Source organism: Amycolatopsis sp. NBRC 101858 (genome assembly GCF_030269325.1).
Classification (GTDB): domain Bacteria; phylum Actinomycetota; class Actinomycetes; order Mycobacteriales; family Pseudonocardiaceae; genus Amycolatopsis; species Amycolatopsis ponsaeliensis.
Map to the genome: position 1 here is coordinate 570,927 of NZ_BSTD01000007.1, position 22,949 is coordinate 593,875.

25 protein-coding genes are annotated in these 22,949 nt (G+C 72.3%); 10 read left to right on the plus strand and 15 right to left on the minus strand.

Annotation, left to right across the window (positions count from 1 at the left end):
* The first annotated feature begins 7 nt into the window (after positions 1-7).
* On the plus strand, positions 8-946 hold the full coding sequence (locus tag QSK39_RS46020; protein WP_285484136.1) for a sigma-70 family RNA polymerase sigma factor: 939 nt from the start codon (positions 8-10) through the stop codon (positions 944-946).
* A gap of 31 nt (positions 947-977) precedes the next feature.
* Here QSK39_RS46020 and QSK39_RS46025 read toward each other — a convergent pair whose 3' ends face one another.
* Both QSK39_RS46025 and QSK39_RS46030 read right to left on the minus strand, forming a co-directional pair.
* A complete protein-coding gene (locus tag QSK39_RS46025; RefSeq protein WP_285484137.1) occupies positions 978-1,139 on the minus strand; it encodes a hypothetical protein in 162 nt (53 codons plus the stop codon).
* Entirely contained in the window at positions 1,136-2,587 is a 1,452-nt protein-coding gene (locus QSK39_RS46030; protein WP_285484138.1) for a DNA-binding protein, read from the minus strand. The genes QSK39_RS46025 and QSK39_RS46030 overlap by 4 nt, the downstream gene beginning before the upstream one ends.
* A 321-nt stretch (positions 2,588-2,908) precedes the next feature.
* Here QSK39_RS46030 and QSK39_RS46035 point away from each other — a divergent pair, with 321 nt between their 5' ends.
* Positions 2,909-4,303 carry a DNA-binding protein gene (locus tag QSK39_RS46035; protein ID WP_285484139.1) on the plus strand — a complete coding sequence of 465 codons (1,395 nt, stop codon included), beginning with the start codon at positions 2,909-2,911 and terminating at the stop codon, positions 4,301-4,303.
* 8 nt (positions 4,304-4,311) lie between these two features.
* On the opposite strand, the gene QSK39_RS46040 is transcribed toward QSK39_RS46035, so the two are convergent.
* From QSK39_RS46040 to QSK39_RS46085, 11 genes are all read right to left on the minus strand, one after another.
* Positions 4,312-4,485: a recombination activating protein 1 gene (locus QSK39_RS46040; protein WP_285484140.1), complete on the minus strand. Its 174-nt coding sequence runs from the start codon at positions 4,483-4,485 to the stop codon at positions 4,312-4,314.
* Between the two features lie 75 nt (positions 4,486-4,560).
* A complete protein-coding gene (locus QSK39_RS46045) occupies positions 4,561-6,243 on the minus strand; it encodes a PQQ-dependent dehydrogenase, methanol/ethanol family (protein ID WP_285484141.1) in 1,683 nt (560 codons plus the stop codon).
* A gap of 16 nt (positions 6,244-6,259) precedes the next feature.
* Complete coding sequence (locus QSK39_RS46050; protein WP_285484142.1) at positions 6,260-6,715, minus strand: MSMEG_3727 family PQQ-associated protein; 456 nt, start codon at positions 6,713-6,715, stop codon at positions 6,260-6,262.
* A gap of 137 nt (positions 6,716-6,852) precedes the next feature.
* Positions 6,853-9,060 carry a catalase/peroxidase HPI gene (katG, locus tag QSK39_RS46055; protein WP_285484143.1) on the minus strand — a complete coding sequence of 736 codons (2,208 nt, stop codon included), beginning with the start codon at positions 9,058-9,060 and terminating at the stop codon, positions 6,853-6,855.
* Between the two features lie 23 nt (positions 9,061-9,083).
* Positions 9,084-9,632, minus strand: coding sequence for a manganese efflux pump MntP (locus QSK39_RS46060; RefSeq protein ID WP_285484144.1), 549 nt, complete (start codon positions 9,630-9,632; stop codon positions 9,084-9,086).
* Positions 9,633-9,721: 89 nt separating this feature from the next.
* The gene (gene pqqA / locus QSK39_RS53205) at positions 9,722-9,796 is read right to left on the minus strand and encodes a pyrroloquinoline quinone precursor peptide PqqA (protein ID WP_353051126.1); all 75 of its coding nucleotides are present in this window, start codon (positions 9,794-9,796) and stop codon (positions 9,722-9,724) included.
* Between the two features lie 121 nt (positions 9,797-9,917).
* Complete coding sequence (gene pqqE, locus QSK39_RS46065; protein ID WP_285484145.1) at positions 9,918-11,027, minus strand: pyrroloquinoline quinone biosynthesis protein PqqE; 1,110 nt, start codon at positions 11,025-11,027, stop codon at positions 9,918-9,920.
* A complete protein-coding gene (gene pqqD / locus QSK39_RS46070) occupies positions 11,024-11,299 on the minus strand; it encodes a pyrroloquinoline quinone biosynthesis peptide chaperone PqqD (RefSeq protein ID WP_285484146.1) in 276 nt (91 codons plus the stop codon). The genes pqqE and pqqD overlap by 4 nt, the downstream gene beginning before the upstream one ends.
* Complete coding sequence (gene pqqC, locus QSK39_RS46075; protein ID WP_285484147.1) at positions 11,299-11,994, minus strand: pyrroloquinoline-quinone synthase PqqC; 696 nt, start codon at positions 11,992-11,994, stop codon at positions 11,299-11,301. The genes pqqD and pqqC overlap by 1 nt, the downstream gene beginning before the upstream one ends.
* A 138-nt stretch (positions 11,995-12,132) precedes the next feature.
* Positions 12,133-12,555 (minus strand): YkvA family protein, encoded by a 423-nt coding sequence (locus tag QSK39_RS46080; RefSeq protein WP_285484148.1) that lies wholly within the window; start codon positions 12,553-12,555, stop codon positions 12,133-12,135.
* Positions 12,552-13,130, minus strand: coding sequence for a Chromate resistance protein ChrB (locus tag QSK39_RS46085; RefSeq protein ID WP_285484149.1), 579 nt, complete (start codon positions 13,128-13,130; stop codon positions 12,552-12,554). The genes QSK39_RS46080 and QSK39_RS46085 overlap by 4 nt, the downstream gene beginning before the upstream one ends.
* Positions 13,131-13,414: 284 nt before the next feature.
* On the opposite strand from QSK39_RS46085, the gene QSK39_RS46090 reads away from it, so the two are divergent.
* Genes QSK39_RS46090 through QSK39_RS46105 form a run of 4 tightly spaced genes read left to right on the plus strand, consistent with a single transcriptional unit; the run spans position 13,415 to position 17,244 of the window.
* A complete protein-coding gene (locus tag QSK39_RS46090) occupies positions 13,415-14,353 on the plus strand; it encodes an ABC transporter ATP-binding protein (protein ID WP_285484150.1) in 939 nt (312 codons plus the stop codon).
* Positions 14,350-15,189 (plus strand): ABC-2 transporter permease family protein, encoded by an 840-nt coding sequence (locus tag QSK39_RS46095; RefSeq protein WP_285484151.1) that lies wholly within the window; start codon positions 14,350-14,352, stop codon positions 15,187-15,189. Before QSK39_RS46090 ends, QSK39_RS46095 begins: the two co-directional genes overlap by 4 nt.
* Positions 15,190-15,238: 49 nt before the next feature.
* Entirely contained in the window at positions 15,239-16,570 is a 1,332-nt protein-coding gene (locus QSK39_RS46100; RefSeq protein ID WP_285484357.1) for a sensor histidine kinase, read from the plus strand.
* Positions 16,567-17,244, plus strand: coding sequence for a response regulator (locus QSK39_RS46105; protein WP_285484152.1), 678 nt, complete (start codon positions 16,567-16,569; stop codon positions 17,242-17,244). The genes QSK39_RS46100 and QSK39_RS46105 overlap by 4 nt, the downstream gene beginning before the upstream one ends.
* On the opposite strand, the gene QSK39_RS46110 is transcribed toward QSK39_RS46105, so the two are convergent.
* Together QSK39_RS46110 and QSK39_RS46115 are read right to left on the minus strand one after the other, a co-directional pair.
* Positions 17,205-17,492 carry a hypothetical protein gene (locus tag QSK39_RS46110; RefSeq protein WP_285484153.1) on the minus strand — a complete coding sequence of 96 codons (288 nt, stop codon included), beginning with the start codon at positions 17,490-17,492 and terminating at the stop codon, positions 17,205-17,207. The two genes, QSK39_RS46105 and QSK39_RS46110, sit on opposite strands and share 40 nt — an antisense overlap.
* Positions 17,493-17,508: 16 nt before the next feature.
* Positions 17,509-17,973 carry a DUF1707 SHOCT-like domain-containing protein gene (locus QSK39_RS46115; protein WP_285484154.1) on the minus strand — a complete coding sequence of 155 codons (465 nt, stop codon included), beginning with the start codon at positions 17,971-17,973 and terminating at the stop codon, positions 17,509-17,511.
* A gap of 162 nt (positions 17,974-18,135) precedes the next feature.
* On the opposite strand from QSK39_RS46115, the gene QSK39_RS46120 reads away from it, so the two are divergent.
* Genes QSK39_RS46120 through QSK39_RS46135 form a run of 4 tightly spaced genes read left to right on the plus strand, consistent with a single transcriptional unit; the run spans position 18,136 to position 22,911 of the window.
* Positions 18,136-18,831 carry a response regulator transcription factor gene (locus QSK39_RS46120; protein WP_285484155.1) on the plus strand — a complete coding sequence of 232 codons (696 nt, stop codon included), beginning with the start codon at positions 18,136-18,138 and terminating at the stop codon, positions 18,829-18,831.
* The gene (locus QSK39_RS46125; protein ID WP_285484156.1) at positions 18,828-20,231 is read left to right on the plus strand and encodes a HAMP domain-containing sensor histidine kinase; all 1,404 of its coding nucleotides are present in this window, start codon (positions 18,828-18,830) and stop codon (positions 20,229-20,231) included. The genes QSK39_RS46120 and QSK39_RS46125 overlap by 4 nt, the downstream gene beginning before the upstream one ends.
* A 56-nt stretch (positions 20,232-20,287) precedes the next feature.
* Positions 20,288-20,911 (plus strand): DUF998 domain-containing protein, encoded by a 624-nt coding sequence (locus QSK39_RS46130; RefSeq protein WP_285484157.1) that lies wholly within the window; start codon positions 20,288-20,290, stop codon positions 20,909-20,911.
* Entirely contained in the window at positions 20,908-22,911 is a 2,004-nt protein-coding gene (locus QSK39_RS46135; RefSeq protein WP_285484158.1) for a glycosyltransferase family 4 protein, read from the plus strand. Before QSK39_RS46130 ends, QSK39_RS46135 begins: the two co-directional genes overlap by 4 nt.
* The last annotated feature ends 38 nt before the right edge of the window (positions 22,912-22,949 follow it).

Consider the following 22,949-nt stretch of genomic DNA (forward strand, 5'->3'; position numbering starts at 1 on the left):
CGTGCTCATGGACACCGCCGCCGTGGCGCGTTTCGAGGCCAGCCGGGACCGGCTGGCCTCGCTCGCCTACCGCCTGCTCGGCTCGGCCGCCGACGCGGAGGACACGGTGCAGGACGCCTTCCTGCGGTGGCAGGCGGCCGACCGCGGGTACGTCGAGGTGCCCGAGGCGTGGCTGACCAAGATCGTCACCAACCTGGCCCTCGACCGGCTCCGTTCGGCGAAGGTGCGGCGCGAACGCGCGGTCGGCACCTGGCTGCCCGAACCGCTCCTCGACGGCGACCCGATGCTGGGCCCGGCCGACACCGTCGAGCAGCGTGAATCGGTGACCCTGGCGGTGCTGACCCTCATGGAGCGCCTGTCGCCGGCCGAACGAGCCGCTTACGTGCTGCACGAGGCCTTCGCCTACAGCCACGCCGAAATCGCCGGCATCCTCGGCATCAGCGAGTCCGGGAGCCAGCAGCACCTGCACCGGGCCCGCCGCCGGATCGCCGCCGGCCGCGGCACGGACATCGACCACGCCTCGGCGCGCCGGATCGTCGAGGCGTTCGTCGAGGCCGCCTCCTCGGGCCGGACCGAGCGGCTGGTGGCGCTGCTGACCGACGACGCGACCGGCATCTCCGACGGCGCCGGACTGGGGCTGGCGGAGCGGCTGATCCGGTATCCGACCCCGGAACGGATCGCCGGCGCGGTGCGCGCCGGCTTCAAGCCGTCTCCGGCCAAGCGGAGGCTCGCCGGTGGCTCCCCGTCGATCCACGCCGTCGTCGTCAACGCCTGCCCGGCCATGCTCGCCACGCTCGAGGACCGGGTCCTGGGTGTCGTGGTCCTGGAGGTCCGGGCCGGCAAGATCGCCGTGATCCGCGGCATCGCCGCCACGGACCGGCTCGGCCGCCTCACCGGGCAATGGCGGCGGCAGGAACGCGACGCCCCCCTGATCGAATCCTGGTGACCCGCCGGTCTGTCCACTGTGTCCGGTGGGGTCACCAGTAGCGCACCGAGCAGATCCGGCACGGCGCCGACTTGTCGTCGTGCTCGCACAGCGCGCGGCACGCGGCGTCCGACCGCCGGATGTCCGCCAGCCGGCCGCGCAGCCATTCGCGCACGGTCGGCCGGCGGCCGGGAAACGCTTTCCTGGTGGTCACACCCCGAGCAGGCGCCGCAGGTCCGGGGCGTGGCGGCGGGAAACGGGCACGAACTCGTGGCCCCGGGAATCCAGGATCAGGAACAGCTCGCCCTTGATACCGCGCTCGATTTCCGCCACCCGGCGCAGATTGACCAGGAAACGCCGGTGCACCCGGCGGAATCCGCAGGACGCCAGGGAGCGTTCGACGTTGTCCAGGCCGCGGGTCGCGGCCTGGATCCGGCCGCGTTCGGTGACCAGCCAGACGATGTTGCGGTCGGCCTCGGCGTAGCGGATCTCCGACGGCGCCAGCAGGACCAGCCGGTCGTTGCGCATCCCGATGACGCTCCGGGGCAGCGGCCCGAGCTCGTCGTCGGCGCCTCCCCCGTAGGCTTCGCCTTCCCGCACCCCGAACGCGCACAGCATGCCCACGACGTGGTTCGCGTCGACGACCGCCCGCACGGTCACCGGCGTAGGCTCCTCACCGGGGCACACCGGCAGCAGCGCGTACCCGCTCCACTCGGCGCTCCCCCGGACCCGGTCCTTCGCCCACCGCAGCACTTCCGGCAGCCCCGCGATGTCCGGGGTCCACCGCCGCGCCGGTTCGATCGCACCCGCGACGAACGGGGCTTCACCGGCCAGCCCGAGCATCGCGACCGCCGATTCGGTGGCGGCGAGCACGTTTCCCCCGCGATCCATCGCCAGGAACGCACCGCCGGAGTGCGCGCACTTCCGGGTGAACTCGGCGATGACCTTGTCGGCTTCGTGGATGGCGCGCCGGTAGATCTCCTGTTCCACGAAGGCCGCCGCCTTCGTCAGCCACGGGGGCACGAGCTCGGACAGCGCCGCGTTCCACCGCGAAATGTTGATCGACGCGACCGGCGCGCCGGTCACCACGTCGCGGACGGAAGTGCCCGCGCACGCCCAGTGGTGGAACGCTTCGCACCAGTGTTCCGGCCCCGTCACGGTCACCGGGCCGGCCACCTCGAGCGACGTGCCCATCCCGTTGGTGCCGGTGCACTCCTCCGACCACGACGACCACGGCGCGAGGTTGTGCAGTTCGGCGCGCCGTTGCGCGGAGGGGTCGCCCCAGGAGCCGAGGACGCGCCCGTCCCCGTCCGTCACGGTGACGACGGCGCCGTCGCGCTCCACTTCCCGGCCCGCCAGGGCGCCGAGTCCGCCGAGCGCGGTGAAGATCACGCCGTCGTCGCTGCGCCGGTCCTCGTCGCCCTCGGCCCCCGGTGCGACGTCCAGCGTGCGGTCGACGTCGTAGCGGTCCCGGCACCGGTACCAGGAAGCCAGGATCTCGGGCCGCACACCCGTTTCGACGTTTTCGCCCGCCGCGAAGTTCTCCCACGCACGGGCCACTTCCTTCGCCGACGAGGTGGCTGCCAGGGAGCCGGCCGGGACGCGCTCGCGTCCCCCGGGCCGGCGCGGTGCGATCACCAGTGGCGGCACTCTCCCGGTCATCGCGACCTCCTTGTCGCCGGGCGAAGCGTCTCACGACATGTTCACACCGTTCGACCACTTCGCTGTAGAACTACCTGAACGGACGGGTAGGCTGGGAGCAGCAAATCCGGGCCGGCTTCGAGCATATGCCCGGCTGGTGGCGAAACGCCGTCCCGACCGCTGGTGGGTGAATGGCCGCCGCCCGTCATCGCCGCACCACCGTTCGTGGGACGTTCGCCCGCGGTCAGCACGCGCCGCTTGCCCTCGGTCCGATGCCCGGTTTAGCTTGCTACGAAGGCCAATCGCCGCGCCCGGGCCCGACAGACCAAAGGCGGTCTAACCATGGCACAGGTACGCCGGCTCGACCCGCACTCCCGGGGGAGCGGCGGCGCGACGGTGTACCAGGCGTGGGAACGGTTCGCGCGGGGCGGCGACGACCTCAGCGGGGTGCGGCCCGAGATAGCGATTTCCTGGCAGCGGTGCCGGGACCAGTACCGGGTCGACCCGGGCCTGACCGAAGCCCCGGCGGCCGTCGCGGACGTCGGTCACGCGCTGGAGCACGACGTCGTGTTCGCCGAACTCGGCTTCCGCGCCGCTTCGCTGGCGCACGAGGTCGGCACCCTCGGCGGCATGGTGACCATCACCGACGGCACCGGCCGGGTGCTGGCCCAGTGGGGTGACCAGGCCACGCAGGACGTCGCCGCCGAAGCCAACCTGGCGCGGTGGTTCTGCTGGTCCGAGGGCGCCACCGGGACGAACGGCATGGGTACCGCGCTGATGTCCTACGCCCCGGTGCTGATCCGCGGCGCCGAGCACTGGTGCCGGGCGTTCCAGGACTGGACCTGCGCCGGGGTGGCGGTGCGGGACGTGGTGACCCGGGAACCGGTCGCGGTGCTCAACATCTCGTGCTGGCGCGGCGATCTCCCCGGCACGGTGGGGGCCTGGCTCGGCAACGCCGCCACGATGACCCAGCGCATCCTGCGCCGGCGCGCCAAGGACGACGGCGCCGAACTGATGGCCGCCTTCAGCCACGTCCGGTCGGGCTCGAGCGCGGCGCTCGCGGCCGTGGACGCCGCGGGCCGGGTCGTGCTCGCCGACGACACGGCGGGTGTGCTCCTCGGCATCCCGGGCTCCACACCGGCGCCCGATCCCGCGGTGCGGTGGAAACCGGAACTGCCGGAGTTCATCCGGGCCGCCCGCTACGCCGCCGAACAGGCGATGCGCAACCCGGACTGGGCCGGTTCGACGCAGATCTTCACCCGGTTGGCCACCGAACCGACGTCGATCAGCTTCCAGCCGGTGTTCCTGTCCGGGCACCTGGTCGGCAACGTCGTTTCGTTCGGCGTGGCCGAAGGGGATCCGTTGCCCCGGGCGAAAGAGGACGTGCCGCCGCACGTGCAGCCGCACCGGATGGTGGCGACGCGCGAGAACCGCATGGTCCTGCTGTGGCTGCCCGAAGTCTCCTTCGCGCAGTCGGACGGCAACGACGTGTGGCTGTCCACCGACCAGGGACTGCTGCGCTCCGCCTCGCCGGGCCTCGACCGGCTCGAGGCCGAGCTGACCGACTCGGGGTTCCTCCGGGTGCACCGCCAGTACGTGGTGAACCTCAGCCGGATCCGGGAGGTCGAGCGACGGCACAAGGGCGAGCTGTTCCTGGTCATGGACGACGACGCCCAGACCATGGTGCCGGTTTCCCGGCGCAACGCCCCGTCCGTGCGCCGGGCGCTGGAGATCTGACCCGCTGCTCAGCCGCGGTACCGGTGCACGTCACAAACGCAGTACATGAGCCGGCAGGCGAAGCACGCGGGCTTGTCGACGCACGTGATGCAGCGCCCGCAGTGCACCGGCTCGGTGTGCCGCGCGACGTCGTCGGGCCCGTAGCGTTCCCCGCAGTACAGGCACGGCGGCGGCTGGTCCATCACATCACCTCCGGTCCGGTGGCCGAGCCGTCGCCGGGACGACGACGGCTCGGCCACGTCAGCGGCGGTTTCCCGTCACAGGGAGAACACGATCAGCGCGGCCCCGTGTCCCTGACCGGACATGCCGGGGACGATGCCCTCGAGCCAGCCACCCCAGCCGACCGGCACCGCGATGTACTGCTTGCCCTCGACGGTGTAGGTGCTCGGGCTGCTGTGGTGACCGCTGCCGCACTGGAAGCTCCAGAGCTTCTCCCCCGTTTCCGAGTGCAGCGCCAGGAACTCGCCCGCGGGCGTGCCGGCGAACACGACGTTCCCCGCGGTGCTGAGGGTCGACGCGGCCATCGGCATGCTGTTCAGCCGGTGGCGCCACTTCTCTTCACCGTGGGAGTCGAACGCGCTGACCGAGCCGGCCATGTTGTCGATGTCCACCTCGACGGCGGCACCCCAGTAGGGCATGCCCTCCTTGAACTCGCGACGCCGCCGGGTGGCGGTGGCGCCCACGTCGGCCACCGGGACGTAGAACAGGTCGTGGTCCGGGTTGTACGACGCGTGCGTCCATTCCTTCGCGCCGGCCGGGCCGGGGAAGAAGTGGCAGGGTTCGCCTTCCTTGTCCGGGTACTTCCGCGCGGTCACCTTGCCGTCGCGGGTGATGACGCCCCAGTCGATCCGGTCGACGAACGGCGTGACGTGCTGCAGCTCGCCGTCGGTGCGGTCGAGGACGAACATGTACCCGTTCTTGTCGAAGTGGGCCAGCAGCTTCTTGCCGTCCCGCTCGAACAGGGTCATCTCCATCGTGGAGTCGTAGTCCCACAGGTCGTGCGGGGTGAACTGGTAGTGCCACTTGATCTCGCCCGTGTCGACGTCCAGCGCGACCACGCTGTCGGTGTAGAGGTTGTCGCCCTCGCGGACCTCGCCGTCGAAGTCCGGCGCCGGGTTCCCGGTGCCCGCGTAGTAGAGGTTCAGCTCCGGGTCGAAGCTGCCGGTGACCCAGTGGTTCGCGCCGCCGCGCTGCCAGGCCTGGCCGTCGGCGGGCCAGGTCTCCGAACCGGGCTCCCCCGGCTTCGGCACGGTGTAGGTGCGCCAGCGCTGCTCGCCGGTTTCGAGGTCCCAGCAGTCGATGTGGCCGCGGACGCCGTACTCGCCGCCGGAGGAGCCGGTGATGAGCGTGTCCTTGATGACCAGCGGCGCGATCGTGGCGCTCTCGCCCGCCCGCACGTCGCCGATGGCCTTCTGCCAGACCTTCCGCCCGGTGGTGGCGTCGAGCGCGACCAGCTGGGCGTTCTGGGTCACCATGTAGACCTTGCCGTTCGCCACCGCGCAGCCGCGGTTGACGTTGGCGCAGCACAGGGTCACGTCGATCGGGATCGCGTGCTTGTACCGCCACAGCTGCTCGCCGCTCTTCGCGTCGAGCGCCCAGAGCCAGCCGTCCCAGCCGGTGACGAACATGACGCCGTCGACGACCAGCGGGCAGGCCTCGAACGCGTACGTCGAGGTGGAGGCGATCATGCCGCTCGCGCTCGCCTGGAAGATCCAGGCCACCTTCAGATCCTTGACGTTCCCGGCGTTGACCTGGTCGAGCAGGCTGTGCCGCTTGCCGTCGTAGTCGCCGTAGTAGGTGATCCAGTTGTGGGATTCGCCGCGTGCCTGCAGGATGCGCTCGTAGCCGAGGCCGCGCGTCACGTCCGGCGCGCTGTGCGGCAGGTTGGACAGCTTGCTGTGGTCGAACGCCTTGCCGGCGTCGACGTATTCGAGTGTCATGGTGTCTCCTGCCTTTCTACGGCCGCGGCTGGGCGGGTCGGTCGAGCTTGGCTTCCGGCGGCACTTCGCCGGTCACGACGATGGCGGCGGTCAGGCCCCGGCCCTCGTCGTTGCCGGCCGGCGAGCCGTACCAGTAGCAGCCGGGACCGTCCAGTTCGAGGGTCGCGGTGCCCTTCGAGTGGTTCAGCAGTCCGATGAACTGCCGGTCCCCGTTGCTGGGCAGCAGGCAGGCGTGGGTGTTCTTGTCGTCGTTGATGATCGTCAGTTCGAGGACGCCGGAGTGCGGCATGATCAGCACCCCCGGTTCCCACGCCATCGCGTCCTCCCGGATCCGGATGGTCGCTTCCATCGTCCCGTCGGCACGCTCGGTCGCCTTGGCGATCGTGCCGGACCCGAGCACGGCACCGATGGTCGCCTTGTTCTGTCCGCGCAGTTCGGCCAGGAGGTCTTCTCGTTCCTGGGTAGTCGTCATCGGACCTCGCCTCCAGGTGCTGGTTCGCACTCTTGTTGTCCTGCAACGCGTCCGGACTCTACCGCCGGGGACGCCGGCCCGATATCCGTTGCCACAGAACAGCCGTGGTCCACCGTTCGCCCGGCGAGAGGTACCGTTCAGCGCAGGTCGAACCGGTCGAGCTCCATGACCTTCACCCAGGCGCCGACGAAGTCCCGGACGAACTTCCCGCCCGCATCCGCGCTCGCGTAGACCTCCGAAAGCGCTCTCAGCTCGGAGTGCGCACCGAAGAGGAGATCGACCCGGCTCGCGGTCCACTTCACCTCCCCGTTTCTCCGGCCTTCGTAGCTCGCCGTCCAGCGGCGTCCGTCGCCTTTCGGCACCCAATCCGTGGCCATGTCCAGCAGGTTGACGAAGAAGTCGTTCGTCAACGACCCCGGCGCCGCGGTCAGCACTCCCACCGGAGAACCCCCGTGGGTGGCACCGAGCACCCGCAGCCCGCCGACCAGCACGGTCATCTCGGGCGCGCTCAGGTTCAGCAGGCTCGCCCGCTCGACCAGCAGGTGCTCCGGAGGCATCCGGACGCCGTCGCCCAGGTAGTTCCGGAAGCCGTCCGCCCGCGGCCGCAACGCGCCGAACGACTCGACGTCGGTCCAGTCCGGGGTCGCGTCGGTGCGCCCGGGCCGGAACGGAACGCCGGCCTCGTGGCCACCGGCCGCGGCGGCGTGCTCCACCGCGGCACACCCGCCGAGCACGATCAAGTCGGCCATCGAAATCCGTTTGCCGCCTTGCTGGGATGCGTTGAAGCGCTCCTGGATCGCTTCCAGCGCGGGCAGGACGACGTTCAGCTGCCCGGGTTCGTTGACCGGCCAGCCGCGCTGCGGTTCGAGCCGGATCCGCGCGCCGTTGGCCCCGCCGCGCTTGTCGCTGTGGCGGTAGGTCGAAGCCGATGCCCACGCCGTGGCCACGAGCTGCGCGACCGTCAGGCCGGAGCCGAGGATCTCGCGCTTGAGGGCGGTGATGTCGCCGGCGTCGACCAGTTCGTGGTCCACCACCGGCACCGGGTCCTGCCAGAGCAGCCGTTCGGCCGGGACGAGCGGGCCCAGGTACCGCTCGATCGGGCCCATGTCGAGGTGCGTCAGCTTGAACCAGGCCCGCGCGAACGCGTCCTCGAACTGGTCCGGGTGCTCCAGGAACCGCCGCGAAATCGCCGCGTAGACCGGATCCTCCTGCAACGAGAGGTCCGTGGTGAGCATGACCGGGTGGTGTTTCGTGTCCGGGTCGAAGGGGTCCGGCACGGTGCCTTCACCCCGGCCGTCGCTCGGGATCCACTGCCACAGCCCCGCCGGGCTGAGCTCGACGTCCCATTTGTACTCGAAGAGCGTCTCGAAGAACGTGTGGTCCCACTCGACGGGCGTGCGCGTCCACATCCCCTCCAGTCCGCTGGTGACCGTGTCCGCCGCGATGCCGCTGCCGTGCCCGCCGCGCCAGCCCAGGCCCTGCGCGGTGACCGGCGCGGCCTCGGGTTCGGGACCGCAGACGACGTTCGGGTCCGCCGGGCCGTGGGTCTTGCCGAAGGTGTGCCCGCCCGCGATGAGCGCCACCGTTTCCTCGTCGCCCAGCCCCATCCGCTTGAACGTCTCCCGGATGTCGCGGGCCGCGAGCCGCGGGTCGGGGTTGGTGGCCGGGCCCTGCGGGTCGACGTAGATCAGCCCCATCTCGGTGGCCGCCAGCGGCTCGTCGAGATCGCGCAGGCCGCTGTAGCGCTCTTCGGCCAGCCACTTGCGTTCCGGGCCCCAGTACGTCTCGTCGGGCTCCCACACCTCGGCCCGGCCGCCGCCGAACCCGAACGTCCGGAAGCCCATCGACTCCAGGGCCCGGTTGCCCGCGAAGACCATCAGGTCCGCCCAGGAGATCCGGCGCCCGTACTTCTGTTTCACCGGCCACAGCAGCCGGCGTGCCTTGTCCAGGTTGCGGTTGTCCGGCCAGCTGTTCACCGGGGCGAAGCGCTGCATCCCGGCACTGGCACCGCCCCGGCCGTCGCTGACGCGGTAGGTGCCCGCGGCGTGCCAGGCCATCCGCAGCACGAGCGGGCCGTAGTGGCCGAATTCGGCGGGCCACCAGTCCTGTGACGTCGTCAGCACCTCGTCGACGTCCCGAGCCAGTGCGTCGAGATCCAGCGTCGCGAACTGCGCGGCGTAGTCGAAGTCCGCGCCCAGCGGGTCGATTTCGTTCCCGCGCAACGCTTTCAGGTCGACCCGGTGCGGCCACCGGTCGCCGATCCGGTTCCGCCGCCGGGCCGGCCGGCGCTCGCCCAGGACCTGGTCGTAGGTGCGGTAGACGTGGGTGTCGGGATTCTCGGGCATCCGGTGTCCTCGTCACCCGCGGTTCAGCCGAACACCAGGGGCAGCAGGATCGCCGCGCCCAGCAGCGAAATCCCGCTGAACAGGTCGGACCGGACCCGGACGACCCTGGCGGCCATCCGCCCCACGTACAGGCCGGCGAACGACATCACCACGGTCATGGCGCCGAAGACCAGCATCGGGACCACGAGGGAGAACCCGGCGATGCCCAGGCCGGCGCCGGCGATGAAGTTGTCGATGGTCAGCGAAAGCGGCATCCCGAAGAGCGTCACCCAAGGGTGGTCCATGTCTTCCGGCTCCGGGTTCCGGATCGCCCCGACGATGAAGTAGACCCCGTACAACCCCAGCGCGGCCGCGCCGATGTACTCCGCCGAGTCACCGAGGAAGTCGCCCAGGTACCGGCCGAGGAATCCGCCGAGCAGCGGCCCCACGGCGTCCCACACCCCGAAGACGAGCGCCACCTGCACGGCGCGCCGCCAGCCGAACGGGATGGTGCCGATGGCGATCGACGAACGGAAGTTGTCGAGGCTGAGGCCGAAGGCGAGGGCGATCAGCGGAAGGAATTCAAGCGTCACTCGAACCACCTCGGGACAGTGATCAGGGTGGCGCAAGGCCCCGGCCCGGTCGGGTTCCGGGGTCCTGCGCCGACGCGGGGACTCGGCTGTCAGTCCCGGTAGAAGTAACCGGTGACCTCAGCGCACACCTCGACGATCGTGTACTCCGGGGTTTCCCACTTCATGTCTTCCTCCTATTTCGCGGACATCGAAGAGCATCTTGGATGTGCCGGAGGCGCTACAACCGATCTTGGACCAGCGGTCGGCAACCGGTGCCGAACGGTGCCCCGGAACCCACGAGTGGGACTACCCTTCGCGCGCCGGAACCGTCGGTCTGCGGTGGACGAGGTCTCCGCCGGCCGCCGCATCTTCATCGTTGGCCCGGACGAGGGCGTCCTGCACCAGGTGGTGGTCCGGCGAGTGCCGGCACACCGGGTCGGTGCGTCCCGCGTCGCCGGTCAGCGCGAAGGCCTGGCACCGGCAGCCGCCGAAGTCCAGCTCCTTGCGCGGGCAGCTTCGGCACGGGTCGGGCATCCAGTCCGTGCCGCGGAACGCCTCGAACGCCTCGGACTCCGCCCAGATCCACGCGAGGTCGTGCGCGCGCACCGAAGGGAACTCCATCGTCGTGATCTCCGCGGCCACCGGGCAGGGGTAGACCGTGCCGTCCGGGGCGACGGTCAGCGCCGTGCGCGCCCAGCCGCCCATGCACGGCTTGGGGTAGGTCTCGTAGTAGTCCGGGAGGATCCACAGCAGCTCCAGCTGCTCGGCCAGCTCGGCCTTCCGGCGTGCGTAGACGCCGACGGCCTCGTCCAGCTGGGCCTTGCTCGGCATCAGCCGTTCCCGGTTGCGCAGCGCCCAGCCGTAGTACTGGGTGTTGGCGAGCTCCAGCCGTTCGGCGCCCCACTTCACGCAGACGTCGATGATCGCGTCGAGCCGATCCAGGTTCAGCCGGTGCAGGACCACGTTCATGTTCAGCGGCAGCCCGGCGTCGCGGATGATGCGCGCGGCCGCCTCCTTGCGGTCGAAGCGCTTGCTCGCCGCGATCAGGTCCGTCGCCTCGGCGGCGTCGCCCTGGATGCTCAGCTGAGCGCTGTTGAGCCCGGCCGCGACGAGCGATTCCGCCCGGCGCTCGGTGAGGCCGAGGCCGCTGGTGATCAGGTTCGTGTACAGGCCGAGGCGGCGGCACTCGGCGACCAGCGTCTCCAGATCCCCGCGGACGAGGGGTTCCCCGCCCGAAAAGTGGACCTGCAGGACACCGAGCCCGGCCGCCTCGCCGAGCACCCGCAGCCAGTGCTCGGTGGCGAGCTCGTCCTGCCGGTCGAGCAGCGCCAACGGATTCGAGCAGTAGACGCAGTGCAACGGGCACCGGTGGGTGACCTCGGCCAGCAGGCCGTAGGGCGGCGGCGGGCCGCTCACTTGACCACCACCCAGCCCCGGCCGCTGGCGTCCTGGAGGAACGCCATGACGTCGTTCGTGAGATCGGTCGCCTCGAAGTCGTGCTCGAGCCGCTCGACCAGCTGCCGCACGGTCCGGCTGCCGTCGCAGAGCCCCAGGATCGCCGCGCCGGACTTGTTCAGGAGCACGACCCGTTCCGGCAGCAGGAGCAGTTCCACGTCCCGGACGCTGTCGTGCTTGAGCATCGCCTTGGTCGCCAGCCGGGGAGTGGCGGTCAGGTCGTCGCTGTCCATCAGGAGCTCTTGCTGTACGCGAGTTGCACGGCGTCGAGCAGGCTCCAGAGGACGTCGCACTTGAACTCCAGCGCCCGCGCGCAGGCGTCCTGCCGCTCCCGGGTCGTCGCGTGGGTGAGGACCAGTTCGAGCAGGTGCGCGATGTCCTTCGGCTGCTGGGTGAGCCGGGCCCGGAAGTAGTCCAGGCCTTCCGTCGCGATCCACGGGTAGTGGTGCCGGACGTCGGTGATCCGCCGGCTGAGCAGGTCCGGCGCGAACAGCTCGGTCAGCGCCGACGCCACGGACTCCAGCCACGGCCGCCGTCGGCAGAAGTCCACGTAGGCGTCCACGGCGAAGCGCACGCCGGGCAGGACCGTGTCGTCGTCGAACAGTTGCTCGCGGGTCAACCCGACGGCTTCGCCCAGGCGCACCCACTTCTCGAGGCCACCCTCGTCCCCCGTGCGCCCGTCGTGGTCGATGATGCGCTGGATCCACCGGCGCCGGTCGTCCCGGCCGGGGAGCTTGGTCAGGATGAACGCGTCCTTCACCGGCAGGTTCAGCTGGTAGTAGAAGCGGTTCCGCACCCACCCGCGGAATTCGTCTTCGCTCAGCGTGCCCGCGTGCATCCGTTCGTTGAACGGGTGCAGGTGGTGGTACCGCTTTTCCCCGATCGACCGAAGCCGCGCTTCGAACTCTCCGGCGGTCCAGGCGTCCATCCGTCCACCTCCCACAGCTCGGCTTGCTCCCGCAACCTTCTTCGCCTCGCGCCGGGCCTGGCAACCGATCGGGAACGACCGGCACCGGATCCCGGACGAACGGCGGCGGTCCCCGCACGAGCGGATCGCGCGGCCGGGTCAGCTCGCCGGGGTCCGGATGCCGGCCAGGCGGGCCGCGGCGGCGAAGCCGTCGTCGGTGCCGGGCCAGTGGGCGCGCACAGCCTCGAGCCCCGCGCGGCGGACGACGCCGCGCAGGACGGCCGTGACGATGATGGCGTCGTCGGCGTGGCCGAGCACCGGGATGAAGTCGGGGATCAGGTCGATCGGCATGGCGAGGTAGACGAGCAGGAGCCCGAGCCGGATCCGGACGCCGCGGGGCAGAGTGGGGTCCGCGGCCAGGCGCCGGATGAGCCGGAGCACGTCGGGCAGCAGCCGCAGGGCCTCGCGCAGGAGCCCGCCCTTCGGCCGGACGAGGACGAGCGCGACGATCAGCACCAGCCACGCCACCACGAGCGCCGCGGCGAGGCCGATCAGCAGGTCCGCCCAGAACGAGCCGGTCACCGCTGGTCGACGGCGCGCAGCCGGGGCGCCGGGCGGTCGGGCGATTCGGCGTGCAGGGCGGCTTCTTCGAAGGCGGCGAGTTCGGCGGCGGCCTCCTCGACGGCGTCCCGGGCGTCCTGGCCACCGGGCGCGCCGAAGTAGTCGCGGGCGGCGATCTTGGTCATCCAGCTCCGGAACCGCAGCAGGTCGGCCTCGGACTCCTCGACTTCGGCGTAGGTGAGGTTGCCGCGCGCCCGTTCGTCGGCGAGTTCCCGGCGCAGCGCGGGAAGCCGGTCGAGGACTTCGCGGTACTCGACGTCCCGGGCGGCATCGAGCTCGGCGACCACGGCCGCTTCCTCGGCCGGATCGGTGAAGGTCATCGGCAGCACCCGCGCGGTGCCGCCCTGGTGGCGAACCCGGTCGGCCAGCCGCCGGATCTCCCGCACGACCTCGGGCCGGGCGGGCAGCAGGCACACGGACTGCTGCAGGTAGAGCGCACCGAGCGACCGCAGCTTGCGCCACACCTGCACCCGCAGCGAGTCGGGAGCACCGGCGGTCGACACGCTGATCACCAGCCAGCCCCGGTCGAGGTCCATCCTGGCATGTTACGCCCGTAACAACGGAATGATCCAGGTGTAACAGGGGTGGCCGCCCGGCCCCGGCGAACCGGGCCGCGCCTTGCTGACGCACCGGCGCGAGAACCGCCGCGAACGGCGCGCGAACCTCGTCGCCGGCCGGAGCGGGCGCGCCGTCGTACCGCGGTACTACCCGCCCCAGCGGATTCCCTCCTCCGGTACCACCATCCGCCCGTGCCCCGTCCCTAACGTCGGAAGCGAACGGCCCGGGTGGTCCGGGCCGGGGGACTTCCAGGGGATGAGCGATGATCGAGGCACACCAGCTGACCAAGCGGTACGGGGAAAAGACCGCGGTGGACGCCGTGGACTTCACCGTCCGGCCGGGGACCGTCACCGGGTTCCTGGGGCCCAACGGCGCGGGCAAGTCGACCACGATGCGGCTGATCGTCGGGCTCGATGCGCCGACCAGTGGGTCGGTCGTGGTCAACGCCCGCCGCTACGCCGAGCACCGTGCGCCGCTGCAGGAGGTCGGGGTTCTGCTCGAAGCGAGGTCGATACACCCGGGCCGGTCGGCGTTCGACCACCTGCTCGCGCAGGCGCAGACCCACGGCATCCCCCGCCGGCGGGTCGACGAGGTGATCGAACTGACCGGGCTGCAGTCGGTGGCGAAGAAGCGCGCGGGGAACTTCTCGCTCGGGATGGGCCAGCGGCTGGGGATCGCCGCGGCCCTGCTGGGCGACCCGGCGACGGTCATCCTCGACGAACCGGTCAACGGCCTGGACCCCGAGGGCGTCCTCTGGATCCGCACCCTGCTCACCGAGCTCGCCGCCGACGGCCGGACCGTCTTCGTCTCCTCGCACCTGATGAGCGAGATGGCCCTCGTGGCCGAGCACCTCATCGTCGTCGGCCGGGGGCGGCTGCTCGCCGACACCACCGTGCGCGACCTCGTCCGCGACGCCGGCGGCGACACCGTCCACGTCGTCACGGCCGAGCCCGGCCGGTTGCGCGACCTCCTGGCCGGACCCGGTGTCGAGATCGCCGGCCGCACCGGATCCGAAGAGCTCCAGGTGAGCGGCCTTTCGGCCCGGGCCATCGGGCTCAAGGCCGCGGAGCACGGCATCGCCCTGTTCGAACTCTCCCCCCGGACCGTCTCCCTAGAGGACGCCTTCATGGACCTGACCCGCGACGCCGTCGAGTACCACGGCGCCACCACCGGCATCGACACGCTCGGGAGCGCGGCATGAGCACTCTGACGACCCCCGCCGTTCCCACCGCCCGGGCCACCCGCCCGGCCTACCGCGTGACCGGGCGCCACGTCCTGCGCTCGGAGTGGACGAAGCTCTGGTCCCTGCGCTCCACCTGGATCACCCTCGGCCTCGGCCTGGTCTTCCTGGTGGCGTTCGGGCTGATCTCCGCCGCGCGGTACAAGTCCAACATCAACTCCGGCCAGCCGCTCGACCCGGACTTCGCCGACGCCACCGCCCTCAGCCTCTCGCTCTTCGGCACGAACTTCGCGCAACTGGCACTGGGCGTGCTGGGGGTGCTGGTCACCGCCGGCGAGTACTCCACCGGCATGATCCGCTCGACGCTGACCGGGGTCCCGCGCCGGCTGCCCGTGCTGTGGTCCAAGTCGGCGGTGTTCGGCGTCGTCGCGCTGCTCGTGGGTTTGGCCGGCGCGTTCCTCGCCTTCGTGTTCGGCAGCGGCATCGTGGCCGGGACACCGGCGGCGATGACGCTGTCGGACACCGGTGTCCTGCGCAGCCTGCTGGGCACCGGGCTCTACCTGGGCCTGGTCGGCGTGATCGGCGTCGCGCTCGGGGCGCTGCTGCGTTCGGTCGCGGGCGGCATCTCGGTCCTGGTCGGGGCGCTCATGCTGATCCCGGGCCTGGTCTCGCTGCTCCCGAAGTCCTGGCAGGGCGACATCAGCCCGTACCTGCCGAGCAACGCGGGCCAGTCGATGTTCGCCCTGACCCACGACGCCACCAGCCTGTCACCGGGCGCCGGGCTGCTGGTCTTCCTCGGCTGGACCGTCCTGCTGCTGGCCGGAGCCGCCTACCGGCTGGCGCGGTCGGACGCCTGACTCGCGTGCCGCCGGGCAGGCTTTCCTCCACGATGGACAGGTGACGCACATGCGCGGTGACGACCAGGCCGGCTCCGGGGTGCTCCCCGGGCCGGCCTCGTCGTGGGCCGCTCCCCCGCCCGCGCACCCGCTGGTCACCCGGCTGACGCGGCTCGGCCAGTCGGTCCGGCAGGCGGACCGGCGGCACCCGTGGGTCCTGGACCTGGCCGTCGTCGCCGCGCTGGTCGTCATGTTCTGCTTGCCGGACCTGTTCCCGCACCACGAAGACCGGGGCCCGGACGAGCTGCTGCTCACCTTCCGGCAGCTGCCGGCCGTGGGCACCGTGGCCCTGCAGGCCGGGCTGCTGCTGCCCTTGCTGTGGCGGCGGCGGGCACCGTCGGCCGCGCTGGCCCTGACCGCGGCGGCGTTCCTGGTCCAGTGGTCGCTCGGGGCCTTCCTGCGCGCCGACGTCGCGCTGCTCGTGGCGCTCTACAGCGTCACCCTGCACGGGCGCCTGCGGCACGTGCCGTGGGCGTGCGCGGCCGAGATCGCGCTCCTGATCCCGGTCGCCGCCCGGGTTTCCGGGTTCGTGTCGTTCTGGGAGGCGCTGTTCTTCCTGCTCACCGCGATCACCGCGGCCGTCGCGCTCGGGCTGGCCGTCCGGATCCGCCGGGCCCAGCTCGCGAGCCTGCGCGACCGCGCGACCCGGCTGGAGATCGAACGCGACCAGCGCAGCCGGCTGGCCGCCGCGACCGAACGCGTCCGGGTGGCCCGGGAGATGCACGACATCGTCGGCCACAACCTGTCGGTCATCATCACCCTGGCCGACGGCGGCGTCTACGCGGCCGACGTCGCGCCGGAGCGCAGCAAGGAAGCGCTCCGGCTGGTGGGCGACGCCGGCCGCCAGGCGCTGGGCGAGCTGCGGCGCATGCTGGGCGTCCTGCGCGAGAAGGCCGACGCACCCGAGCTGGATCCCCAGCCGGGGATCGCCGACCTCGGCGCGTTGTGCGCGCGGATCCGCGCGGCCGGACCGGAGGTCGTCTACCGGACCGGCGGCGAACTGGACACGCTCGACCGGGGCGTGCAGCTGATGGCCTACCGCATCGTCCAGGAAGCGTTCACGAACACGCTCAACCACGCCGGTCCCCGCACCCGGATCGACGTCCTGATCGCCGCCGACGGCCGGGAGCTGCGCATCCGCGTCCGGGACAGCGGGCGCGGCGACGGCCCGGCGCACCCCGAAGTCCCGCCGGAGAAGGGAAACGGGCTCGCGGGGATGCGGGAGCGGGCCGCCCTGTACGGCGGCACGGTCGACGCGGGCCCCACTCCCGGCGGCGGCTGGGTCGTCATGGCCGTTCTCGATCTCGCGCCGCTGCCCGGCGCACCGGGCGGGACACCGTGACGACCATCCTCATCGCCGACGACCAGCCGTTGCAGCGCTTCGGTTTCCGCATGCTGCTGGACGCGACGCCGGACACCGAAGTCGTCGGCGAAGCGGCCCACGGCGCGGAAGCCGTGCGCCGGACGGCGGAACTGCGGCCCGACGTCGTCCTGATGGACATCCGCATGCCCGGCATGGACGGCATCGAAGCCACCCGCCGCATCCTCGCGACCGGCGGCCGCTCCCGCGTCCTCGTCATGACCACGTTCGACATGGACGAGTACGCCTACGCCGCCCTTCGCGCGGGAGCCAGCGGGTTCCTCCTCAAGGACGCCCACCCCGAGGAACTGCTGGCCGGCATCCGAGCCGTCGCCGGCGGCGACGCGGTCATCGCCCCCGCCCTGACCCGGCGGCTCCTCGACACCTACGGCCACCGGCTGCCCGACGGCGGAGCCACGCCGGAGCACCCCGCGGACCCTCGCTGGCAGTCCTTGACCGCGCGCGAGCAGGACATCCTGGTGGCGATCGGGCAAGGGTGGACCAACGGGGAGATCGCCGAACGCCTCGTGCTGTCGGAGTCGACGGTCAAGACACACGTCGGGCGGGTGCTCGCGAAGGTGGGTGCCCGCGACCGCATCCAGGCGGTGATCCTCGCCTACGACCTCGGCCTGACTCGCCCGAACCCGCCCGCCTGAGCCGCTTTCCGGGCCTCGGCGGCGAAGCCCAGCACACTCACGACGGGCGCCACCACGGCGACCGCGCGCAGGCAGATCACCGGGACACCCGGGCGCGGGGTCACCGTCACCCCGGGCGGCGGGTCGGGCGCCCGGAAGCGCAACGTCTTCGTCATGTGGTGCCAGACGAAGATCTCCTTCCAGACCAGGTACCAGCTGACGGGCCAGGCCACCAGCGCGACGATCCGCAGCATCCGCACGACCGCCATCGTCCTCCGGTTTCCCTCACCCTCGACCGTGTTCACCGGCTTCGATCCCGTGCGGCTCGAAGCCGTCCCCGCCGAAGCCGTGCACCGCCGCGACGACGACCGCCGCGGCGACCAGCAGTCCGATGAGGACAGTCACGATCAGGAGCAGCCGCCGTCGGCCGGGTGCCGGTTCGGGCGACCGGCCGAGCAGCACCGCCAGGTCGGCCGCGAGGGCGCGGCGGACGCCCGCGACGATCGGCCGCCAGCCCGGCGCCGCCGCCGGTTCGGGGCCCGGCAGATCCGCCGTCAGGCCGGCGAGTTCGTGGCGGAAGCGGACCTCCTCGATCCGCGCCAGCCGTTCTTCGACCTCGTCCATCGTCAAGCGGCCTTCGCCGGCCGCCGCGTAGAGCGCGGCCCGGACCTGCTCACGTTCCGCATCCGAGCAGCGGATTCCGTCCGCGGTGTCCGTGGGCAGCGTCGTGCCGGGCGCGTTCTCGTTCATCATTTCCTCTTTCACTCCGGGAAAGCACTTCTCCCGAGGCTAACCGCGAAAAACCGAAGCCCGGGCCGGCGAACGTTAATGTTCGATGAGAGTTGCCCGCCCCCGCCGCGTCCTCAACTACAGTTACCCAGTGTCATCACCACCGCGACGAAGGGACGCCGAGTGCACTTGGTGATCGTCGACGACGAGACGGCCCTGCAGGACTCGCTGTCACGCACCCTGCGCTTCGAGGGCTACACCGTCTCCGTCGCCGGCGACGGCGCGGCCGGGCTCGCGCTGGTCCGCGGCGAAGCGCCCGACGGCGTGCTGCTCGACGTCACCATGCCGGTGCTCGGCGGGCTGGAGGTGTGCCGCGTGCTGCGCGCCGAAGGCAACACCGTGCCCGTCCTCATGCTGACCGCGCGGACCGCCGTGACCGATCGCGTCGCCGGTCTCGACGCCGGCGCCGACGACTACCTCGTCAAACCCTTCGCGCTGCAGGAACTCCTCGCCCGCGTGCGTGCCCTGCTGCGCCGCACCGAGTACCACGCCCCACCCGCGCCGTCGGCCCCCGCGGCACTGCGGTTCGCGGACGTGACCCTGGACCCGGCGACGCGGGAGGTGTTCCGCGGCGACCGGCCCGTGCACCTGACCCGGACCGAGTTCGCCATGCTCGAGGCGTTCCTGCGCAACCCGCGGATCGTGCTGACCCGGACCGTGATGTTCGAGAACGTGTGGGGCTACGACTTCGGCACCGCGTCCAACGGCCTCGACGTCTACGTGAGCTACCTGCGGCGCAAGCTGGAGGCCGAAGGCGAACCCCGGCTGCTGCACACGGTGCGCGGGGTCGGCTACGTGCTGCGCGAGGAACCGCTGTGAAACGCCCCCGGTGGAAGCGGCTTTCACTGCGCGCGCGCCTCGGTGTCCTGGTCGCCGCCGCCGTCGCGATCGCCGTGGTCCTGGTGTCGGCGATCTCCTTCAGCATCACCCGCGCGGACCTCTTCGACCAGTTCGACGCCCGGCTGCAGTCCTACGCCCAGCTGGCGGCGAAGACCGCGTCCCCGGCCGAAGCGCTGGAAACCCTCCGCTCCGCGGACGACCACGGTTCCGGCGTGGGCTCCGGTCACAACGGCGGGCTGACCGTGCAGTTCCTGTCCCCCACCGGCGAGGTGACGGGCACGGCGGGCGCCAAGCCCGTCATCCCGCCCCTGCCGGCGGAAGCGCCGGTGGCCGCGGGCGCGCTCGGCCGCACCTCCGACACCCGCCGGATCGACGGCGACCGGTTCCGGGTGTGGACGGCCCAGCGCGCCGACGGCGGCACGGTCGAGGTCGCCCAGGACTCCGAAGACGTCGAGGACACGCTGGCCCGGCTGGGTTTCTGGCTCATCGTCGTGTCGCTGGCCGGGGTCGTCGGGGCGACGCTGGTGGGCCGGGTGATCGCCCGGTCGGCGCTGCGCCCGGTCGACGACCTGACCGCGGCGGCCGAGAACGTCGCCCGCACGCAGGAGCTGTCGGCGGCGATCGAGGTCACCGCCGCCGGCGAGATCGGCAGGCTCGCCAGCGCGTTCAACGCGATGCTGGGCGCGTTGAGCCGGTCCCGCGACGAGCAGCGGCGGCTCGCCGAAGACGCCGGGCACGAGCTGCGCACGCCGTTGACGAGCCTGCGCAACAACATCGAGCTGCTCATCCACGCCGAGGCGAACCCGCAGCGGCAGCTGTCGGCCGAGGACCGCTCGCGGCTGCTGGCCGACCTCGACACCCAGGCCGTCGAGCTGACGGCGCTGATCGGCGAGCTGGTCGACCTCTCCACCGGGGAACGGCCCAGCGAGGTGGCCGAGCGGGTGGCGCTGGCCGACGTCGTCGGGTCCGCACTCGAACGCACCCGGTCGCGGTGGCCGAAGGTGTCCTTCACCGCCGAGCTGACCGGCGCCGAGGTGCTCGCCCGGCCGACTGCCCTCGAACGCGCCGTGCTGAACGTCCTGGAGAACGCCGCCAAGTGGTCACCGCCCGGCGGGACCGTGCGGGTGACGATGGCGGTGACGCCGGAGGCGGTGCGCGTCCGCGTCGACGACGAAGGCCCGGGCATCGCCGACGCCGACCTGCCGCACGTGTTCGAGCGCTTCTACCGGGCCGACGCCGCCCGCGCGCTGCCGGGCTCGGGCCTCGGGCTGGCGATCGTCGACCAGGTGCTCACCCAGCACGGCGGCCACGCCGAGGCCGGCCGGGCCGAGACGGGCGGCGCGCGGTTCGACCTCGTCGTCCCGCCCGCCGCTTCTTAACCAAACCCCGCGCGATCTTCATCGAACTCTCATGGACGGGCACCACCGTCTGAAGGGTGACTCCACGGTCCGCGCTCTCGCCCGCTCGGCCAGCGACCCTGACGCTGGTGATGGCCGCCGTCGCCCAGGCGATCATCGCCGGGCTGACCTTCGGCTTCGCCGGCAACGTCAGCCCGTGGCACGACCCGGTCAGCGACTACGCCTGGCACCGCGGCGGCCGGTTCCTGTTCGCGGCGGCCGTCGTCCTCCTGCTCGCGGCCGCCGCGGCCCTCGCCGTCGCCGCGCACCTCGCCGCGCTGCCCCGGACGCCCCTCGTGAGCGCCCTGTTCCTGCTGTGGACGGCCGGGCTGGTCGTGGTCCTGCTGTTCCGCAGCAACGTCGGCACCGCGGACCCGACGGCGTCCGGGGAGATCCACCGGCTGGGCGGGGCCGTGCTGTTCGCGAGCCTCCCGCTGGCCGCGTGGACGCTGAGCACCCGGCTGCGGGCCGACACCCGCTGGCTCGCCGCGGCGGCCACGCTCCGGCGGGGCGCGGTCGCGGGCGTCGTGACCGCGGCGGCGTTCGGCCTGGCGCAGGTCGTCGGCTGGCTCCCGGCCGGCCTGCTCGAACGCGTCGCGCTGCTGGCCGAATTCCTGATCATCGCCACCTTGGCGACCGCGCTGCGGCGGGCCGCCCGGTGACCGCCCTCGCGATCGCCTGCGCCCTGCTCGCCGCCGTCCTCTTCGCCGCGGCGGCCACCCGGCAGCACGACGAGGTCGCCGGCCTGGCCGTCGAGGGCACCCCGCGGCTGCGCACCCTCGCCCGGCTGCTGCGGTCGCGCGGGTGGTGGACGGGGACGTCCCTGGCGGCCGGCGGGAGCCTGCTGCACGTCGTCGCCCTGTCCCTCGCCCCGCTTCCGGTGGTGCAGCCGCTGGGTGTCTTCAGCCTGGTGCTGACGGTCGTCTTCGCCCGGCGCGCCCGCGATCGCCGGGTCCTCGGCGCCGTCGTCCTGGTGCTGCTCGGCGTCGCCGGTTTCGTGGCGCTGGCGGCGTCCACGACGACGGACCCGGCGATCGGCTGGACCACGGCCGAGTCGGTCGCGCTGGCCGGATTCGCGCTGGCCGCGGTCGTCTGGTTCGCCCGGGCGAGCTGTGCCGTGCTGGCCGGGGCGGCGGCTGTCCTCTTCGGACTCGGTTCGGCGGTCGTGCACGCCGCCGTCACCCAGCCGTTCGCGACAGCCGTCCTGCTGGGTGCGCAAGCCCTGCTCCTGCTGGGCGCCGGTGGCGTGGTCCTGCACCGCGCCTACGCCGCCGGGCACACCGCCGTCGTCGTCGGCACCACGACCGTGCTGGACCCGCTGACCGCCGTCGCCGTGGCCGCGCTGGCCTACGGCGAGGCCCCGCACCTCACCACGGCCACCGCGGTCCTCGCGGCCGCGGCCGCTTTCGTCGCTCTCGCCGGCGTGCGCGTGCTCGCCGGTGCCCTTCCGCCCGACCCGCCCCGAGCCAAGGAGAACCCCGTGCCCCCTTCCGGCCTTCGCGTCCTGATCGGCGCCGACACCTTCCCGCCCAACGTCAACGGCGCGTCGTTCTTCGCCGAGCGGCTGGCCCGGGGCCTCGCCCGGCGCGGGCACGACGTCCACGTCGCCTGCCCGTCCGACGACGGCCCGTCGCGCACCGAGGAGCGCGACGGCTACACCGTCCACCGGATCCGGTCCCGGGCCATCCCGTTCCACGGCGACTACCGGTTCTGCACCCCGGGCGGCGCCCGCGCGGAGGCCGGGCCGCTGCTGGAGCGGCTGCGTCCCGACGTCGTCCACGTCCAGGCCCACTTCGGCGTCGGCCGCGCCCTGCTCGAAGCGGCGGCCGAACGCGGGCTGCCGGGCATGGCCACGAACCACTTCATGCCGGACAACCTGCTCGGCTACACGCCCTTCCCGAAGCGGGTCAAGGACGCGCTCGCCCGCTGGGCCTGGCGGGACCTGCTGCGCGTCTACCGCGACGCGCGCCTGGTGACCACGCCGACACCGCGCGCCGCCGAGGTCCTCGCGGGAATCGGGCTGGACCGGGCGGTGCAGGTCGTCTCCTGCGGCATCGACCTCGCGCACTACGCCGCGCCCGCCGCACGCCCCGCCGACCGGCCGATGTCGGTGCTGTTCGTCGGCCGCCTGGACGCGGAGAAGAACATCGACCAGCTGCTGCGCGCCCTCGCGCCGCTGCCGCACGTGCGCGCGGACCTCGTCGGCGACGGCACCCGGCGCGACGAGCTCGAGTCCCTCGCCGCCGGGCTGGGCATCACCGATCGCGTGACGTTCCACGGCTTCGTCCCCGACGCCGAGCTCGTCCACCGCTACGCCGAGGCCGACGTGTTCTGCATGCCCGGCACGGCCGAGCTGCAGAGCCTCGCCACGATGGAGGCGATGGCCGCCGGGCTGCCGGTGATCGCCGCCGACGCGCTCGCCCTGCCGCACCTCGTGCGCCACGGCGTCAACGGCTACCTGTTCGAACCGGGCGCGATCACCAGCATCGCGCGGTGGATCGCCGACCTGGCCGCGGATCCGGCCGCCCGGGTCCGGATGGGAGCGGAGTCCCGGGCCATCGTCGCGCACCACGACATCGACGGCGCTTTGACCGCTTTCGAGGCGCAGTACCGGATCCTGCTCGGCCTGCCCGCGCCGGCGATGATCAGCCAGACCGCGTAGCACCGCCGCGCGGGCCGGGCCCGGCTCGGCGAATCCTG